The sequence below is a fragment of the Pseudomonas sp. v388 genome, assembly GCF_003935425.1.
In the GTDB taxonomy this organism is placed as follows: domain Bacteria; phylum Pseudomonadota; class Gammaproteobacteria; order Pseudomonadales; family Pseudomonadaceae; genus Aquipseudomonas.
The window spans coordinates 152,461-170,045 of record NZ_RHQN01000001.1 but is presented as its reverse complement, the minus strand read 5'-3'; the positions used below and the strand labels follow the sequence as shown (position 1 = coordinate 170,045).

The following is a 17,585-nucleotide window of genomic DNA, read 5'->3' as shown; positions in this document are numbered from 1 at the left end:
CTTCCTGAAGCCGGCGCCGGTTCTTTAAGTAGAATGGCAGCGCCTGCACGCCCGTTCGCCCCCACGAACGGCTTCGCATTCTGCACGGGTTCAGCAATGATGCGTCGCGGCGGCCTGGGCCACCGCGATAGGGATCTCGTCGGCCGCTTAACGCCAAGAAGGAAAGAGAAAGAGAATGCAGCAAGCCACGCTGAACCGTTTCTACATCGGGTTACTCGCCCTACTGCTGCTGTGCGTCACCTTGCCGGCCATCGCGCAGCCAACCCCTTCTACGCCAGCCAATGGTTCCAGCAGCCAGCCGGCGGAGGTTGAAGAAGCGAGTCTGGAGGACCTCAATCAGCAGCTGGACCAGATCCGCCAAAAAGTCACGGTCAACGCCAATGACGACCTGCTGTCGAACCTGCGCCAGGCGGCGTTGCAGGTGCAGAAACAGGCCGACGGTCTTATCGCCCGGCAAGCCGCTGACATCGAACAGCTGAACGACCAGCTCAATATTCTCGGGCCGGTGCAACCTGACGAGGCGCCCGGCCTGACCAGTCAACGCAAAGCCCTGACGGCTCAGAAAAACGCGCTGGTCAATGATGAGCGCCAGACCAATGCGCTGAGCCAGTCGGCCCGAGATCTGGCGATCCAGATCTTCAGTCTGCGTCGCAGCCTTTTTGACTCGCAAATCAGCACGCGCACGGCCAGTCCGCTCAGCTCCGCGTTCTGGTCCACGCTGATCCGCCCTACCGACGATGACCTGGGCCGTCTGCAAGGGCTGCTGGTCGATGTGCGAGCGGTCTTCGACAGCGTACTGGCACCGGGCAAACGCACCCTGTTCCTCACCATCCTGACCGGTGCGTTGTTGATATGGATCGTTGGCCGACGCCTGCTGGAAAGCTTGCTGATACGGGCGATGGTCCGCTGGCTCCCGGAAGGTCGCCTGCGCCGCAGCGCCCTGGCGCTGGCCGTCGGGTTATCGACCATCCTTACCATCACCGCAGCCACCTCCTTGCTGCGCTGGGGGGTGGAAAGCAATGCAGTGCTGAGCAATGACGTGCTCAATCTGCTCGATCAATTGCAGACACTGATCACCTTCTGCGCCTTTATCGTGGGCCTGGGCCGCGCACTGTTGATGCTGCCCCATCCTTCCTGGCGTCTGCCACAGATTCCAGACCAGATCGCCACCGCCATGGGCCGTTTCCCTGTCGTGCTGGCGCTGGCCCTGATGATCATCGGTACGCAGGAACGCATCAACAGCGTAATCGCCAGCAGTCTGGCGCTTACGGTGGCGGTCAATGGGCTGACGGCACTGGCCGTTTCGCTGGTATTTTTCTTCGCCCTGGTGCGCTACCGCCGCATTCGCCGCAAGTACGAACTGCAAAGACCGGCGGGCTTCGCCGGGCTGATTCCATTCGTGATCGCGGTCTGGGTAGGACTGAGTCTTCTGGCCTTGCTCAGCGGTTACCTGACCCTGGCGTATTTTCTGGCCGTGAAGCTGCTCTGGATGAGCGTGGTGGCATCCACCGCTTATCTGTTGATTGCCTGCTTTGGCGACGTCTGCGAAACCCTCCTGTCGCCCAGGCAACCCGGCGGCTTGGCACTGGGTTCGGCGTTGGGTCTGTCGGCACGGCACCAGGCCCAGGCCAGCACGATACTGGCCGGTATCGGCCGTACCCTGTTGTTGCTTACGGCGGTGCTGCTCGCGTTCATGCCCTCGGGTTCCAGCCCGGGTGAGCTGCTGCAGAGCTTTATCCAGCTCGACTTCACCAACAAATCCCTGGGCAACCTGAATATCGTACCCGGCGACATCCTGCTGGCACTGGCGTGCCTGGTCATCGGCCTGCTGAGCGTTCGGGTGCTCAAGGACTGGTTCGGACAGCGGCTGCTGCCTGAAACCACCATGGATGCCGGCATGCAGGCGTCCCTTGTGACCTTGATCGGTTATATCGGGTTTGTGCTGGTGGTGGGCGTGGTGATGTCCACGCTGCACATCAGCCTGACCAACCTGACCTGGGTCGTCAGTGCGCTGTCGGTGGGGATCGGTTTCGGCCTGCAAGCCATTGTGCAGAACTTCATCTCCGGCCTGATCCTGCTGACCGAACGTCCGGTCAAAGTCGGGGACTGGGTCAGTCTGGCCGGGGTCGAGGGCGATATCCGCCGGATCAACGTGCGCGCCACGGAAATCCAGATGTCCGACCGCTCCACGGTGATCGTCCCGAACTCGCAGTTCATCACACAGAACGTGCGCAACGTGACCATGGGCAATGCGTTGGGCGTGGTGGGCATTACCCTGACCCTGCCGCTGGAAACCGATGTCCTGCAGATACGCGAACTGCTGTTGCAGGCCTTTGCCGAGCACGAAGCCGTGCTCGACGCGCCGGCGCCGTCGGTGACGTTCAAGGATCTGACCAACAACGGCCTGATCATCAGCGCCAGTGGTTATGTCAACAGCCCACGCTCGGTGGGCGGCGCGCGAAGCGACCTGCTGTTTACCGTGCTCGGACGGCTGCGCGAACTGGGCATAGCCCTGTCTGCACCGCAAAGCATGGTGCTGATCAACGAAGGCCTGGCGAAAGACACTCCACAGGAATGACGGGCTGCCCAAGGCATCAATGAAGAACCGGTGGCAGCGCAACGCCAGGTGCTGGCGGATCAGGTGGCAACGGCGCCGGCAAAGTGCGGTGACTGACCGAAATATTCGATCAACAGCTCAGTGAAGACCCGGATTTTCAGGGCCGGATGCTGGGCTTGGGGCCGGACCAGATACGCACCCGCCGGCGGCGGCGGGTAATTCGTCATGATCGGCACCAGCGCCCCGGACACCACGCTGTCGTAGGTGAGGCAATCGGGCAGGTATGCGATGCCCACTCCCGCGACCGCAGCGGCGACCAGCGCGATGCCGTTGTCGGCCATGAAACGTCCTTGCGGACGAACCGAGACGACTTTATCGCCATCCATGAACTGCCAGGCTTCCGTTCCCTTCATCAGCGCCTGGTGGTCTGGGATTTGTTCCGGTCTATCAGGTGCGCCATGCTCGCTGATGTAACCCGCACTGGCGACCAGCTTGCCATTGATCGGGCCGATGCATCGTGCGATCAGGTTGGAATCCTGAAGGTAGCCCACCCGTATCGCACAGTCATACCCCTCCGCAATCAGGTCGACGAAGCGATCGCTGTAGCAGGTCTGGATCTGAAGCTGCGGATGGCGTCGGGCCATTTCCGCCAGGATCGGCGCGAAATGAGTCGGTCCGAAAGACAGCGGCGCGGCCACCCGCAAGCGACCTCGCAAAGCGCCCGCGGGCAGGATCGCTTCCCTGGCGACGTCCATTTCGGTGCAAATTCTCGCCGCATGGTCACGGAAGGTGGCTCCCGCTTCGGTCAGCGCCGCGCCGCGGGTGGAGCGCGCCAGCAGCTGCACGCCAAGCTGCTTTTCCAGACGCACAAGCCTGCGGCTCACGATGGACTTGGAGAGCCCGAGCCGCACCGCTGCGGGCGAAACACCCCCGGCGTCGGCCACTTCCACGAAAGTCTGCAGCGCTTCAATATCCACTTCGGCGTTCCTCATTTCGCGACACAGCTAAGCACCAGATGCTACTACCGGAACGAAAACCGGAACAGCACAGTATGGACTTCAAACAGCGCGGCACGCTGCTTGAAACCCATCCACCCATAAACACAAAGGTGCTTTGATGACTTTTCGCAACGGCCTCGCCTCGCTTCTCCGCCCGGAAGATTCGGTACTCGTTCTGATCGACCACCAGCCCTACCAGCTCACCAACCTGAACAGCCACGAACCGCAGATGGTGGTCAACAACGCCACAGCGTTGGCAAAAGCGGCCAAGGCGTTCAACGTGCCCACCCTCCTGACCAGTGTCATCGCCGAGCGTGGCGGTTTCATCTTCCCGCAGATCACCGACGTGTTCCCGGACCAGGAGGTCATTGACCGGACTTACATCAACACCTGGGAAGACCGCAAGGTAGTGGATGCGGTGAAAGCGACAGGGCGCAAGCAGTTGATCATCGCCGGGCTTTGGACCGAAATCTGTGTAGCCATGCCCGTGATACAAGCCCTCGGCGAAGGCTGGGACGTGACAGTCATCACCGACGCGTCGGGCGCCGTTTCCGTCGAGGCCCATCAGGTCGCGATCCAGCGCATGATCGCCGCGGGCGCGAACATGATGACCTGGCTGGCCCTGGCAGCGGAATGGCAGCGCGACTGGGCTCGCGCCGACACCGCAGCCGCACTGACCGAAGTCCTCCAGCAGCATGCCGCCGGTAGTGGTATCGCGTATTTGTGGGAGCAGCAGTTGTTGAACACACCGGTCCCCTCGCCCGCTGCGTGACCCGATTGGGGGTGAAGCCACGTCGGGACATCGAGCTGGCAGCCTGTTTCGTCAGCGGACCTTCACCCCCTCCTTGGGCACCTGACCACAGTGAACGCCCGGCAAACCTGCTATCGCCACAAGGCAGGTTCGTGGGACGGGCCCGCTTTGGCGGGAAGACGCACCCACCACCGAAGAAAACAGCGAAATGCATACCCGCAACAGCATCAGGCAATTGAGTATTGACCCGGCCGGCCTGTAGACTCCGCGCTTTTTTGCCCGGACCTCAACATGCAACCAGCCATTTCCACTGCCAAGCCAGCCGCCCCTGACAGTGAGCTGATTTACGGCCTCGACGACCGTCCGCGCCCGATGGTGGCGTTCTTTGCCGCGCTGCAGCATCTGCTGGCGATCATCGTGCCGATTGTCACGCCTGCCCTGCTCATCTGCCAGGCGCTGGGGGTTTCGCCTCGCGATACGAACATGATCGTGTCCTTGAGCCTGGTGGTTTCCGGCATCGCCACGTATGTGCAATGCCGCCGTTTCGGTCCGCTGGGTGCCGGGCTGTTAATCGTCCAGGGCACCAGCTTCAACTTCGTCGGCCCGCTGATCGCCGGCGGCGCGCTGATGGTCAAACAAGGCACGCCCGTGGAAGCGGTGATGGCCGCGATCTTCGGCGTGGTGATCGCCGGCTCGTTCATCGAGATCGGCATCTCGCGCATCCTGCCTTTCGTCAAGAAGCTGATCACGCCGCTGGTGACCGGCATCGTGGTGCTGATGATCGGCCTGACGCTGATCAAGGTCGGCCTGATCAGCATGGGTGGCGGCTACGGCGCCATGGCCAACGGCACCTTCGCCAACGGCGAGAACCTGTTGTTGTCGGGTGTGGTGCTGGCGGTGATCGTGGTGCTCAACCGCATACCGCTGGTGTGGATGCGCAGCTGTGCGATTGTCATCGCGCTTCTGGTCGGTTACGCCCTGGCCGGTTACCTGGATCGCCTGGACTTTACTGGCATGCACCAGGCCGCGCTGTTCCAGGTGCCCACTCCCCTGCACTTCGGGCTGGGTTTTTCCTGGAGCCTGTTCATCCCGATGCTGGTGATTTACCTGGTGACGTCCCTGGAAGCCATCGGTGATGTGACCGCCACCAGCAAGGTGTCGCGCCAGCCGGTGGAAGGTCCGCTGTGGATGCAAAGGATCAAGGGCGGCGTGCTGGTCAACGGCGTCAACTCGTTGCTGGCCGGCGTGTTCAATACCTTCCCCAGCTCGATCTTCGCCCAGAACAACGGCGTCATTCAGCTGACCGGCATTGCCAGCCGCCGCATCGGTGGCTGGATCGCGTTGATGCTGGTGGTGCTCGGCCTGTTCCCGTCGGTGGCCGGGGTGATTCAGGCCGTGCCGGAACCGGTACTGGGCGGCGCGGCAATGGTGATGTTCGGCGCCGTGGCGGCCTCGGGTATCAATATCCTGGCCGGCATCGACCTGGATCGCCGCGCCCTGCTGATCATCGCCGTGTCCCTGGCGTTGGGCCTGGGCGTGGCTCAGGTTCCCGAGTTTCTCGCCCACATGCCGGCCGCGCTGCGCAATGTGCTGGAATCCGGCGTTGCCACCGGCGGCATCTGCGCCCTGGTGCTGAACTGGTTCCTGCCGCAGCATAAGTGATCGGCCTGCCTGTCTAGGGCTTGCTCTTTTTCCTGGCGATCGCTTTCATGCGCGCGGTCGCCTTTTGCACCGTCGCCATCTTTTCCGGCCGCTTCATGCCGCGCCATTTGCGGATTTCTTCCCGGGTTCGCCCGCAGCTTACGCACAGCTCGCTGTTGAGCTGGCACAGCGAAACGCACGGGTTTTCAATGTCCTTTGCCATGCCTGCCACCTGAACGTTGCCGTGAGCTCAGGCGCAGATCCCAGTCGCCACCATGGGCGGCCTTGCAGCGTTCCTCGGAATCGGATTCCACGTGCCGCGTGATATCCGCAACGGTTATCCCGACGTCCTCGAACGCGGCCAGCGTGAAGTCATGCATGCGCGAGCAGTCCGGGCCGGAGATGGCGGCGCTCCTGTTCTTCTCAGTGTCGAAGACCCAGGTGACGACAAGGCTGTCCGGGAAGCGCTGGTAATCCACACGGTGGGTCAACCAATCAAAGCCGACGATGCCGCTCTTGGCCGACTCGCAGGCCCAGGTCAGCGCGCGCGCCAACTCGCGCTCAATGCCGGCGTGTGTTCGTTTCGATGAGTTCATGAATCCTGTTTCCCGATGGCATGGCCAAGCCTGAACCCTTTGTGCCTGGGTATCCATCCATAAACGCCCATCAGTGGCGAGCAGGCAGACGACGCTTGAGCCTGTCCCGAGGCTTGCGGGCCTGCTGCAAGGTCTTGAAGCGTTCCCAGACCTCGTGTTTCCAGAGCATGGCCGACGCAATGTTCTCCTGGGCCAGCATGATCACTCCTTCCCCGGCGTCCGAGTAGTCGGTAGTCATTTCCACCTGCAGGGTCGCCTCATCGCGGTAGCCGCTCAGGAACGGGACCAACAGAAAATGCTGGTCCACGCCTTGCGCCTCGCTGGCCTGACCGATGCCGATAACGCTGCCGACGTAGACTTTCCTGTCCGCCATGGTGAACAAGTATTTGCGTTTGGGATGCAGGATCGAGGTCATCAGCAGTTCCAGGCGCGGATTACTCGCGGCAAACCGGGACAGCAAGAGGGTATCGAGTTCGGCACGGGTGTGGAGGTTGTAAGCCCGCTTGAGGCGCCAGACGGCAAACGCGGTCCAGGCTTTGGGGACAACCAGGCAAAGCGCGGTGGCCTGGACGAAAAACGCGCCGATGTCGGCCTTGGCGGGCGAAGTCAGCTCATGGGCGACCAGCCAGTCTTCAACAGGTGCCAGATAGTCCAGCGACAGGACATGACCGCCCAGAGCCTCGGGCAAGGCGAAGGTGACAAGCCGTAGCGGCAGAAGAAGCGCGCTGAGTGCCGACGCGATCAGAAAACAGAAAATGCCTTCGCGGGCGACCAGCAGGTAAAGCAGCTGGCCTTCGTAGCGGTGAAAACTGAGGGCAATGCGGGGATGGTTGATGCAGATCCAGTAGCCACTTACGAGAAACGGTAACAGCAGAAGAATGCCCATTTATGCGCTCAGCAGACGGCGTGCCTCTTTACGCTCTTGAATGAAATCCTCGGTCACCACCTCTGAGGGTGCGATAGAAACGCGGCCTTCGACCACATCCAGGCTTTTCAGCTTCCGGATCGATTCGGAAATTTCGCGGTCCTTGTCGCTCATGCCCTGCCCGGGCTTGCCAAACAGGATATTCAGGATTCTGGTCATGACGTTCTCGCGGTTGCGCCACGCAGGTGTGGACAAACAGATGGAAGCTATATAGCACAGCCCCACCGGGTAGACAATTCGAGGCGCCGGGCCGAACGCCGTTGCACAGGCGTGTGGCGGGTCGAGGATTCGCAGGCCCATTCCGTGAAGCCATCCCGGCATACAGGCCGTTATGCCGACGAGGCCGTGGAACGAAGCCACCGACCCGCGAGTCGGAACAGCAACATCTTCGTCCAGGTAATCCGGCTCATGCCCTTTCGATCCGCTGCGTTTTCCATGGTCCTGGCACTGGCCGTCAGCCCGACAACCCATGCCGATGAGCCGTTGCGGCTGGAGAAACTCAGCCGTTGCGGCGATCTGCTGGAGGCGAGCCAGCAGGACTGGTGTCTCTCCGTGCGCGGCATGGCGGCCGCCACGCCTACTCTGTCGCTGGGTGGCAAGACGCTTGCGGCATCGACCGTCCAGCGCGACGGAGACCGCTTGCGCGTTCGATTGAACAGCCATGATTATCAGAGCGGTCCGCTGTTGCTCCACGACGGCGAGCGCAGCAGCAATGCGGCCTGGCTGACGCTGCGCAACAGCCATGTGCTGGCCGCAGGTCCCGCCGAAGTGGCAAAGAACATGGACGGCCTGACCACCTACGTCGACCTGGTCAGTGTGCTGATCGAGGAGGACCGCGAGGGCCGCGCCGAGGCCGAGCGGCTGGCGAGCAAGTACGGGGCGAAAGTGGTCGGCAGCATCGCTCCTCTGAACCTTTATCAGCTGCGTCTGCCGGCGACCGACCTCCTGCAGCGCGATGCGCTGGTGCTGCGCCTGGGGGCAGAGACCGGCGTGGACGCCGTGGTCATCGAGGAATCTGCCGCGGAAAAGTCCGAGGAAACCGCCGCCTTCCACAAAGAACCCGGCAAACCGGCACCGGACTCGGATGAGTGGGCGGCGAACCGGTTTCTCGATGCGGTGAATTACTATCGGCGGCGGATTCCGGCGCAGCAGGCGCCGATCCACCCCGTGCCGGTGCGGATCGGTCTGATCGAGCGCGAGGTGGACTTCGACACCCCGGACTTTGCCGAATACCTGGGTGACTGCGCGGCGCCCCGCACCTGCGTATACGCCCGGGATGCGCAAAAACCGGACGGCCACGGCACGACCGTGGCCGGCATTCTCGCGGCGAGCTGGGACAACGGCGGCAACACGGGATTCCTGCGCGGCCTGTCGAAAGCGGCCGGCGGCTTCGAGGTCATCGTTGAACGTAACTCCGATGCCGGCATTACCGCCAACATCGCAGCCTCGGTGAACCTGGTGGAGGACGGCGTGCGCGTGCTCAACTGGAGCTGGGGAATCCACCGGGTCGGCGCGAAGAATGTCGACGGCGATGAAGTGGATTCATTGCTGCGCTCCGGCATTGCCATGGGCGGCTATGAGGAGCTGCTTGAAGAGTTTTTCCTGTGGCTGCGCCAGGAGCATCCGGATGTGGTGGTGATCAACTCGGCGGGCAATGGGTCTTCGTTTTCCGGCACCGACGAATACCGCTTGCCCTCCTCGTTCATCACCGATCAGCTGCTGGTGGTCGGCGGACATCAGCGCAGCGAACGCCAAGGCATCGCGGTAGACGACCCGGCCTACGCGACCAAGCGCAGTTCTTCGAACATCGACATGCGCGTGGACATCACCGCCGCGGCCTGCGTTCACGCCTCGACCCCGACGCGGGATCAGGCCGGCGCGGTGCATTGCGGCACGTCCTACGCCACGCCCATGGTCACCGGCATCGTGGCGGCGATGTTGTCGGTCAGCCCGGCCCTGACCCCGGAACAGTTGCGCATGCTGCTGCGTCGCAGTGCCATGACCATCGGTGAAAATTACGACTTCGAACCGATGGACGCGGAAGATCTCACCGCGCCCATCCTGCCCTCGGAGCGCAACCATCAGCTCAACGACAAGGACGTCGGGCGTTCGGCTCGGCTGGACATGCACAAAGCCCTGGACCTGGCGGTGCAGAGTCGCCAGCGCGTGCGCTGAACCGGCTCAGTTCAACAACGCCAGCTCGCTCTGCTTGATGTTGGCGATAGGACCAAGGATCGAGCTGTCGAATGCCCGCAGGGCACGCCGGCTCTCCAGCGCCTGAGGCAGGTCAGGATTGCTCAGGGCGCCCCGTCCGACGGAAATCAGATCGGCGCCGTCGGCCAGCGCTTCGGCAGCCCGATCCTGCTCATGGAGGCTGCCATTGGCAATAAGCGTGACATCCGGGGCGTATTGCCGTGCCAAGGCCACGAGACTGCGCTGCGTGCCCTCGAAAGCCGGTTGCCATGCCTGAAATTCAGTGACGTGGATGAAGTCCGCGCCGACGTCCTGCAGCGCTTTGAAAATGACCTGGGCATCGCTTTCGCGACCCGGCCACTTAGGGGTGAAATCATTGACTTTGCCCTGGGATATCCGGATACCCACTGGCACGTGCGCCCCCACGGCGGCCTTCACAGCTTTGACGACTGCAGCCAACAGCGCGACCCGATTCGCGACGTCACCGCCCCATTGATCGGTGCGCAGATTGGTGTGCGCGGTCAGGAACTGGTCCAACAGATAGCCATTGGCGCCGTGAATTTCGATGCCGTCGAATTTCGCAACGCGAACGGCCCGAATCGCAGCCGCCACGAAGCCCTGGATGACCTCTTCGATTTCCTGAGCGGTAATCTCGACCGGCATGGCATAGGCGCCCTCGCCGTAGTACACCGCCATCTGCTGGCCCACCGGCTGGACGGCCGATGGTGCAACGGTGCGGGAGCGGAAACGATTGCCCTGGCTCAAGGCACCGGCATGCATGAGCTGCGCGAACACACGGGCGCCGTGAGCGTGCAACTGCTCATTGATGGCGGCCCAAGCCTGCGCCTGCTCCTGATCCGCCAGCCCTGCCTGATGCGCATAGCCTTGTGAGAACGCCTTGTCGGTGTACAGGCCTTCGGTGGTAATCAGGCCAAAGCCGCCCTTGGCGAACCTCAGGTAGTAGTCAGCCATGGTCGCGGTGGCTACGCCCTCTTCGGTGGCCGTCACTCGCGTCATCGGTGCTACGGCCAGGCGGTTGCGCAACGAGGCGCCCTTGATATCATGCGGCGATAAAATACCGGTCTCGAAGTCAGTCATGGAAAGCTCACTAAATGATGACGGATCGCAAGAGTGCGCCGAATGGGTCAATCCTAGGCAACTCTCTGACGTAGACCAAGGTGCATAGGCGTGAAGGCGCCTTAACGGAAAAGGATAAAGTGTGCTGATCTCCGACCTCAGGATCTTCCAGGCGGTGGCGACAGTCGAGAGTCTGTCGGCGGCGGCCCGGCAGCTGGATATCACGCCGATGCAGGTGTCACGGCGAATCGCGGCCCTGGAAGAAGAGCTGGGCGTGCGCCTGTTCCATCGCACCACCCGCTCCGTGTCGCTGACCGCTGAAGGCGAAGCTTTCATGCCCTACGCCAATACCATGACCGAGGCCGAGGACAGCGCCCGTGGTGAGCTGAGCCCATCGCCGGTCAACGCGGCAGGCGTCCTGCGAATGACAGCGCCCAGCGTGTTCGGACAAAGCATCGTCCTGCCCATGTTGTCGCGCCTGCTTGAAAGTCATCCGGAGCTGAGCGTCGATCTGGACCTCTCCGACCGGGTGGTCGATATCGTTGGCCAGGGACTGGATCTTGCCTTGCGAGTGGCGCCTCTGGTCGACTCAGAACTGGTCGCCAAAAAAGTCACCGCCAACCCGCGCCTGATCTGTGCCTCTGCAGGCTACCTGGAACGGTATGGGCGACCGTCCTGTCTCGCTGACCTTGCGCCCCACCACTGCATCCTGCTGGAAGCGGTTCCACGGTGGCCGCTGATCGTCGACGGCAAGCTGCAGCGCAAGCGGTTGCAAGGACGCGTGACCACTACCAGCGTCGATGCGGTAAGGGCCGCCGCAGTCCAGGGGCTGGGGCTGGCCATGCTCACGTACTGGGATGTTTTTCAGCAGCTGCGTGACGGTTCGCTGGTGCAAGTCACACTGCAGGATGCGCACATGGAAGAACTCTCGGTATGGGCCGTCACACCCACCCGTCGATATGTTCCCACTCGGGTAAAGGTCTTTCTTGAAGCACTGGAGGCCGAGCTGGAAAGCATCCGGCGGATCGGACCCTAGCGGCCCGGCCTGGCTTGCACCGTAAGGTTTACGGCTTGTCGACCACCACCCTGACCCGGTGACAATCAGTCGGCCCCAGCGCCTGACCATCGCGAGCGCGAACGGCAATGGGCATCAGCGGTTGCCCGGATGCGTTGTCCAGCAGCACCGAGCGCGTCTCGTGGGCAGCGAACAGGAAACGCTCGCCCCACTGCCGCAGGCTGACCACGATCGGAAAGATTTCCCGCCCCTTGTCCGTCAGGACGTATTCCTTGTACGCGCTGCCATCAGATGCGGGCTGAACGTCGAACACCCCGACCTCGACCAGCGTTTTCAAGCGTGAGGCCAGGATATTCCTGGCAACCCCGAGGCTCTTCTGGAATTCGCTGAAGCGGCGGATATCGTCGAATGCGTCGCGGATGATCATCAGCGACCAGCGATCGCCGATGGCCTCCAGCGCTCTGGCCACCGGGCATTCATTTCGTAGCAGGGCAGCGTCGTCGATCATCAGGGTTCTCCATTCAGGAACGTGGGTCTGCCTGACCGCACGTACGGGTAAATTCTGGTTGCAATTTGAAACAAGATTAGCCAAGAATTGAGGCGGTTTCTAATTGCAACCAGTTTACCGCCATGGATGTGCTGATGACAGCCAAGACCGATCCACCCGCTGCGTCCCCCGCCGAACGGCGCTTGCTCTCCCACGACCCGCATCCGGGTGAACCTTGGGAGCAATCGCAGCCTGGCCTTTCGCCCGCCCTTGCGCTGCTGTTCTCGATCAGCTGTGCCTTGGCGGTCGCCAACGTTTATTTCGCCCAGCCCTTGCTCGACTCGATGGCGCAAAGTCTGGGCGTGGCCTCGGCAACGATCGGTGTCGTGGTGACCGCGACCCAGCTGGGTTACGCGCTGGGCTTGCTGTTCATCGTGCCGCTGGGTGACCTGATCAATCGTAAACGCCTGATCGTCAGCCAGCTGTTGCTGTCGGCGCTTGCCCTGGCGGCTGTCGGCGCCTCGCAGCAATGGCTGGCCCTGCTTGGGGCCATGATCATGGTGGGTTTGATGGCCGTGGTCGTCCAGGTACTGGTGGCCTATGCCGCCGCGCTCGCCACGCCGTCACAGCGCGGGCAAGCGGTGGGCACGGTGACCAGCGGCATCGTTATCGGGATTCTGCTGGCCCGCTTCACCTCCGGGCTGATAGCGGACCTGGCAGGCTGGCGGGCGGTGTACTTTCTGTCCGCAGGCCTGATGCTCGCCGTCGCCGCCGTGCTGTGGCGTTCGGTGCCCGATACCCGGTCACCGCAACGCGCGACCTCCTATCCGCAACTGATCCGGTCACTGTTCATGTTGTTCGTCACCGAGCCTGTCTTGCGGGTCCGAGGGGGGCTGGCCTTGCTGAGCTTCGCTGCGTTTTCGGTGCTCTGGACGTCAATGGTGCTGCCGCTAAGCGCCCCGCCTCTGTCGCTGTCGCACACCGCCATCGGCCTGTTCGGGCTGGCCGGCATCGCCGGCGCGCTGGCGGCCACGCGGGCCGGACGCTGGGCCGATCAGGGGCATGGGCAACGCGTCACCGGTCTCTCACTGGGCTTGCTGACGCTGTCCTGGCTGCCTGTCGGGTTTGCCGAAACATCGCTGCTCGCGCTGGCGTGCGGCGTGATCCTGCTGGATTTTGCCGTGCAGGCCGTACACGTCAGCAACCAGAGCCTGATCCTGGCCGCGCGGCCTGACGCGCAGAGCCGCATGGTCGGCGCCTATATGTGTTTCTACTCCATCGGTAGCGCTTCAGGCGCCGTGGCCGCCACTCAGGTGTATGCGCTGTGGGGATGGACAGCCGTCAGCCTGTTGGGCGCGTCAATCAGTGCCGCTGCTTTGCTGTTGTGGATTTTGACAACGGATCACTCACCAGCCCTTCAAGGAAGATCGTCATGAAAACTCGCCATCTGTTGCTTGCCGTGGTGATTACCGCGCTGTGGGGCCTGAATTTTTCGGTGATCAAGCTGGGACTCGCCACGGTCGACCCGTTCATTCTCGCCGGCATCCGCTTCACCCTCTGCGCGCTGCCGGCGATCTTCTTCATTCCCAAGCCGGCTGTGCCTTGGCGCTACATCATCGGCTACGGCCTGGTGTTCGGCATCGGCCTGTGGGGTGTGGTCAACCTCGGCATTCAATCGGGTCTGTCGGCCGGCATTGCCTCGCTGGTCTTGCAGTTCAGCGCCTTCTTCAGCATTGCGCTGGGCGCCTTGATCTGCAAAGAAAAGATTTCCCGTTATCAGGTCGCAGGCATCGGCATTGCGTTGTGCGGCTTGTGGAGCATTCTCTGCATCGTCGATGGAACAGTGACCACGGCCGGGCTGCTGTTGGTGCTGGCCGGAGCCGTCGCCTGGAGTGTGGCCAACGTGATCATCAAGGGCGCCGGAACCCTGCAGGTGTTTGCCTTTCTAGTGTGGTCGAGCGCGTTTGCGCCCATTCCGCTGTTCGCCCTTGATTACGTGGTCAACGGTGCGACGGGTTACCACACTTTGTTGACCCGGCTGGACTACCGGACCGTGTTGTCGATGCTGTTCCAGGCCTACCCCAACACGCTGTTTGGCTACTGGGTCTGGAATTCGCTGATGAAACGCTATCCGGTGTCCACAGTGGCACCGTTGTCGTTGCTGGTGCCGGTATTCGGGCTGCTGGGTTCGGTCATCATTTTCAACGAACACCTGTCACTGCCCAAGCTCGCGGCGGTGAGCCTGATCGTGTCGGGCCTTGCGGTCGGGCTGTATGGGCAACGCATCGTCGAAACGTTGTTCAAACGTGGCGCGCCGGCACCGCGCGGCCACGTTGAGTAAAACTCATGAACCAGCGAGCGCCGGCAGCCCACGAGGACCGTGGAGGATCACCCGGGTACCCCCGGACGCCGAAGCCTGGATACAGAGCGTGAATGCGTGCAGCCGAACGATGGCTGCCACCAGTGACAGCCCCAGACCATGGCCGGGTTGCAGTCGACCGGCATCGCCACGGTACAGGCGGCGCAACACCTGTTCGCGCTCAGCCTCGGGGATGCCCGGTCCGTCATCAGTCACTTCGATACACAAGGCATCGTCGCGCAGGCAGGCATTGAGGCTGATGTGCCCACCCGCCGGGGTGAACTTGATGGCGTTGTCGAGCAGGTTGATCAGCGCTTCAAACATCAAGGCTTGATCGCCCCGCAGGACGGGCAGATCCGCCGCTAGCTCCAAGGTGAAAACCTGCTGCTTTTCCTGGGCCATGGGTTCATAGAATTCATGGGCCTGGGCAAGCAGATCCCCAGGCTGGAACGACGCGAATGCCAAGCGGCGCCGTGTGTCCTCCAGCTCGGAAATCCTCAGCAGGCCTTGAAAGCGCAACATGATGGCTTCGCTCTCTTGCAGCGCAAGGTCCAGAGTCATGGCGTGGGCGTCGGTCAGCGGCAACTGTTGCAACTGGTACAACCGGGCGCGCAGGCGGGTCAAGGGCGTGCGCAAGTCATGGGCAATGCCATCGCAGACGCTTTTGACTTCATGCAGCAGACGCTCGATGTGTTCGAGCATGGTATTGACCGCGCTGGCGAGCATGTCCAGTTCGTCCCGCGCCGATGAAAGCGGCAGGCGCTCGCGCAGGTTGCCAGCGACGATGCGTTCGGTACTGCGCTGCAACCGCTCCACTCTGCGCAACGGTCTGCGGCGCAGCAACCGCCAGCCAATCAGGCCCGGCACCAGGGTAAGCGACAAGCCCCAGAACAACGCCTGGCCGATGATCCCGGCCACGGCGGAAATCGACCCGCCATCACGCGCCAGCACCAGGATTCGTCCATCCTGGCGGCGCTGCAGAAAGGCGTGGCTGCTGCGGGTTTCGCCATGGGAACCGGCCATCCGCAAGCCGCGCTTGAGGTAATGCACACGCCCGTCGTCGGGCAGGCTGGCCCTGAGTTTCAGGAGATTGCCGGCAAGGTAGTGACCGTCGGCCTGGAAAACCCCATAGGCGTCGATGCCGGGGATCGAGTAGAACTCGCTGCCCTGCAGCTCGTCGATCAGGTGGGCATCGTCGATCCTTGCGTAGTAATGAGCGCGCTGCATCAGCGTGCGCTCGGCGACCGTGCCCAGGTATTCGGCGATTTTCCAGTACAGCACGCCGGTAAATACCGCTCCCCAGGCCACGAAAAACAGCGCATATAGCCCGATCAGGCGGCTGCTGCTGGAGCGCCAGCGGTCAGTCTTGCGTGGCAAGCACATACCCCGATCCGCGAAGGGTGCGAATCAACGGTGCGCCCTGCCCCTCGATCTTCTTGCGCAGACGCCCCATATGCACATCGATGATGTTGGTGCCGGGATCGAAGTGATAACCCCAGACTTCCTCGAACAGCATGGTTCGCGTCACTTGTTGACCGGCATGGCGCATCAGGTAAGTGAGCAATTTGAATTCGGTCGGCAGCAGGGCGATGCCTAGGCCGGACCGAGTCACAGTGCCCTCTATGAGGTCGAGCACCAAGGTGCCCACGCTCAGCTGATGGACCTGGGCCTGGTTCGCCGGGCGCCGCAGCAAGACTTCCAGGCGTGCGACCATCTCGACCATGGAAAACGGCTTGGTCAGGTAATCGTCACCGCCGCAGCGCAACCCTCTGACTCGTTCGTCCACGTCCGACAGCGCGCTGATCATCAACACCGGGGTGCGAATGTTCAGGCTGCGCAAGGTGCTGACGATGGTCAGTCCGTCGAAATCCGGAAGCATCCGGTCGAGGGTAATCGCGTCATAGCTGCCGGCAATCGCCATCGCCAGCCCGTCGCGGCCGGTGCCCGCCTGATCCACTTTGAACCCATGTGCGGACAGTTCAGCCGCGATGGAGTGTGCGGTCACCTCATCATCTTCGATGACCAGCGCCTGATTCATGCTTGTCTCCGCAGCTTCACGCAAGGATATGTCGAGGACCGGGCAGCCTAGGGACTTGGCCGGGGCGGGTAAATTAAATTTTTATTAATGGGCGGTCATTTTGTCATTCCACGTATCGCGCTTAGTGTCGTTGCTTTCCCGTGCGAGTGATTCCCATGCTACGACTGCTTACCCCCCTGGCCCTTTCCTGTGCCCTGTTCGGTGCCCTGCCCGCCCATGCCGCTGAAGCGGCACCTGCCACGCTCACGGTGCTCAGCTCAGGCGGCATCATGGGGGCCGTTCGCAACATAGCCCCCGAGTACGAAAAAGCCACCGGCGTGAAGCTCAAGATCGAAGCTTCACCCTCCATGGGCACGACACCGCAGGCGATCCCCAACCGCCTGGCACGCCATGAACCGGCCGATGTCGTACTGATGGTGGGTTCGGCGCTGGACAAGCTGATCGCCCAGGGCCAGGCCGACAAGGCCAGCCGGGTTGACCTGGGGGAATCGTACATCGCCATGGCGGTGCGCAAGGGTGAGCCCAAACCGGATATTTCCACCATGGAGGCGTTGCGCAAGACGCTGCTGGCCGGCAAATCCATTGCATACTCCGATAGCGCCAGCGGCGTTTATCTGTCACGCATCCTGTTCCCCAAAATGGACCTGGGTGCCGACTTCACCGCCAAGGCGCGGATGATACCTGCCGAACCGGTCGGCGCCGTGGTCGCCCGCAACGAAGCGCAGCTCGGCTTCCAGCAGTTGAGTGAGCTCAAGCCGGTTCCCGGCATCGACATCGTGGGCTTGATCCCCGACCAGGCGCAGGAAATGACGCTCTACTCCGGCGCCGTCACCACGAGCAGCAAGCAGGCTCAAGCGGCCCGGGCCTTGCTGAAATATATGGCATCCAGGGAAGCGGCGCCGGCCATTGAAGACAGCGGCCTCAAACCGGTAGCCACCAAGTAAAACG

The 17,585-nt window shown here is 62.4% G+C and carries 17 protein-coding genes; 8 read left to right on the top strand and 9 right to left on the bottom strand.

Translation table 11 applies throughout. From position 1 onward, the window contains the following. The first annotated feature begins 175 nt into the window (after positions 1–175). The gene (locus EGJ27_RS00755; protein ID WP_125828746.1) at positions 176–2,578 is read left to right on the top strand and encodes a DUF3772 domain-containing protein; all 2,403 of its coding nucleotides are present in this window, start codon (positions 176–178) and stop codon (positions 2,576–2,578) included. A gap of 59 nt (positions 2,579–2,637) precedes the next feature. Here the strand turns inward: EGJ27_RS00755 and EGJ27_RS00750 are convergent, their stop codons facing one another. Continuing rightward, the gene (locus EGJ27_RS00750) at positions 2,638–3,534 is read right to left on the bottom strand and encodes a LysR family transcriptional regulator (protein ID WP_125828744.1); all 897 of its coding nucleotides are present in this window, start codon (positions 3,532–3,534) and stop codon (positions 2,638–2,640) included. Between the two features lie 139 nt (positions 3,535–3,673). Between EGJ27_RS00750 and EGJ27_RS00745 the strand changes: the two genes are divergently transcribed. Together EGJ27_RS00745 and EGJ27_RS00740 are read left to right on the top strand one after the other, a co-directional pair. Beyond that, positions 3,674–4,327, top strand: a complete 654-nt coding sequence (locus tag EGJ27_RS00745; protein ID WP_125828742.1) for a hydrolase — start codon at positions 3,674–3,676, stop codon at positions 4,325–4,327. Positions 4,328–4,597: 270 nt separating this feature from the next. Beyond that, positions 4,598–5,968, top strand: coding sequence for a uracil-xanthine permease family protein (locus tag EGJ27_RS00740; RefSeq protein ID WP_125828740.1), 1,371 nt, complete (start codon positions 4,598–4,600; stop codon positions 5,966–5,968). Between the two features lie 13 nt (positions 5,969–5,981). Here the strand turns inward: EGJ27_RS00740 and EGJ27_RS00735 are convergent, their stop codons facing one another. The 4 genes from EGJ27_RS00735 to EGJ27_RS00720 form a co-directional block, all read right to left on the bottom strand. Then, positions 5,982–6,170 (bottom strand): DUF1289 domain-containing protein, encoded by a 189-nt coding sequence (locus EGJ27_RS00735; protein WP_125828738.1) that lies wholly within the window; start codon positions 6,168–6,170, stop codon positions 5,982–5,984. Then, the gene (locus tag EGJ27_RS00730) at positions 6,154–6,543 is read right to left on the bottom strand and encodes a hypothetical protein (RefSeq protein ID WP_125828736.1); all 390 of its coding nucleotides are present in this window, start codon (positions 6,541–6,543) and stop codon (positions 6,154–6,156) included. Before EGJ27_RS00730 ends, EGJ27_RS00735 begins: the two co-directional genes overlap by 17 nt. Positions 6,544–6,613: 70 nt before the next feature. Further along, on the bottom strand, positions 6,614–7,429 hold the full coding sequence (locus EGJ27_RS00725) for a hypothetical protein (RefSeq protein WP_125828735.1): 816 nt from the start codon (positions 7,427–7,429) through the stop codon (positions 6,614–6,616). Then, entirely contained in the window at positions 7,430–7,627 is a 198-nt protein-coding gene (locus EGJ27_RS00720; protein WP_125828734.1) for a hypothetical protein, read from the bottom strand. A 249-nt stretch (positions 7,628–7,876) separates the two neighbouring features. Between EGJ27_RS00720 and EGJ27_RS00715 the strand changes: the two genes are divergently transcribed. Then, on the top strand, positions 7,877–9,643 hold the full coding sequence (locus EGJ27_RS00715) for a S8/S53 family peptidase (RefSeq protein WP_125828732.1): 1,767 nt from the start codon (positions 7,877–7,879) through the stop codon (positions 9,641–9,643). 6 nt (positions 9,644–9,649) lie between these two features. Here EGJ27_RS00715 and EGJ27_RS00710 read toward each other — a convergent pair whose 3' ends face one another. Next, positions 9,650–10,759: an NADH:flavin oxidoreductase gene (locus EGJ27_RS00710; RefSeq protein WP_125828730.1), complete on the bottom strand. Its 1,110-nt coding sequence runs from the start codon at positions 10,757–10,759 to the stop codon at positions 9,650–9,652. A 121-nt stretch (positions 10,760–10,880) separates the two neighbouring features. Here EGJ27_RS00710 and EGJ27_RS00705 point away from each other — a divergent pair, with 121 nt between their 5' ends. Continuing rightward, positions 10,881–11,774: a LysR family transcriptional regulator gene (locus EGJ27_RS00705; protein WP_125828728.1), complete on the top strand. Its 894-nt coding sequence runs from the start codon at positions 10,881–10,883 to the stop codon at positions 11,772–11,774. A gap of 28 nt (positions 11,775–11,802) precedes the next feature. On the opposite strand, the gene EGJ27_RS00700 is transcribed toward EGJ27_RS00705, so the two are convergent. Continuing rightward, the gene (locus EGJ27_RS00700) at positions 11,803–12,261 is read right to left on the bottom strand and encodes a helix-turn-helix domain-containing protein (RefSeq protein WP_125828726.1); all 459 of its coding nucleotides are present in this window, start codon (positions 12,259–12,261) and stop codon (positions 11,803–11,805) included. A 134-nt stretch (positions 12,262–12,395) separates the two neighbouring features. Between EGJ27_RS00700 and EGJ27_RS00695 the strand changes: the two genes are divergently transcribed. Continuing rightward, positions 12,396–13,676: an MFS transporter gene (locus tag EGJ27_RS00695; RefSeq protein ID WP_125828724.1), complete on the top strand. Its 1,281-nt coding sequence runs from the start codon at positions 12,396–12,398 to the stop codon at positions 13,674–13,676. After that, entirely contained in the window at positions 13,673–14,581 is a 909-nt protein-coding gene (locus EGJ27_RS00690; RefSeq protein WP_125828722.1) for an EamA family transporter, read from the top strand. The genes EGJ27_RS00695 and EGJ27_RS00690 overlap by 4 nt, the downstream gene beginning before the upstream one ends. Before the next feature lie 3 nt (positions 14,582–14,584). On the opposite strand, the gene EGJ27_RS00685 is transcribed toward EGJ27_RS00690, so the two are convergent. Together EGJ27_RS00685 and EGJ27_RS00680 are read right to left on the bottom strand one after the other, a co-directional pair. Continuing rightward, positions 14,585–15,982 carry a HAMP domain-containing sensor histidine kinase gene (locus tag EGJ27_RS00685; protein WP_125828720.1) on the bottom strand — a complete coding sequence of 466 codons (1,398 nt, stop codon included), beginning with the start codon at positions 15,980–15,982 and terminating at the stop codon, positions 14,585–14,587. Further along, complete coding sequence (locus EGJ27_RS00680; protein WP_125828718.1) at positions 15,960–16,637, bottom strand: response regulator transcription factor; 678 nt, start codon at positions 16,635–16,637, stop codon at positions 15,960–15,962. The genes EGJ27_RS00685 and EGJ27_RS00680 overlap by 23 nt, the downstream gene beginning before the upstream one ends. A gap of 155 nt (positions 16,638–16,792) precedes the next feature. Between EGJ27_RS00680 and EGJ27_RS00675 the strand changes: the two genes are divergently transcribed. Beyond that, the gene (locus EGJ27_RS00675) at positions 16,793–17,581 is read left to right on the top strand and encodes a substrate-binding domain-containing protein (protein WP_125828716.1); all 789 of its coding nucleotides are present in this window, start codon (positions 16,793–16,795) and stop codon (positions 17,579–17,581) included. The last annotated feature ends 4 nt before the right edge of the window (positions 17,582–17,585 follow it).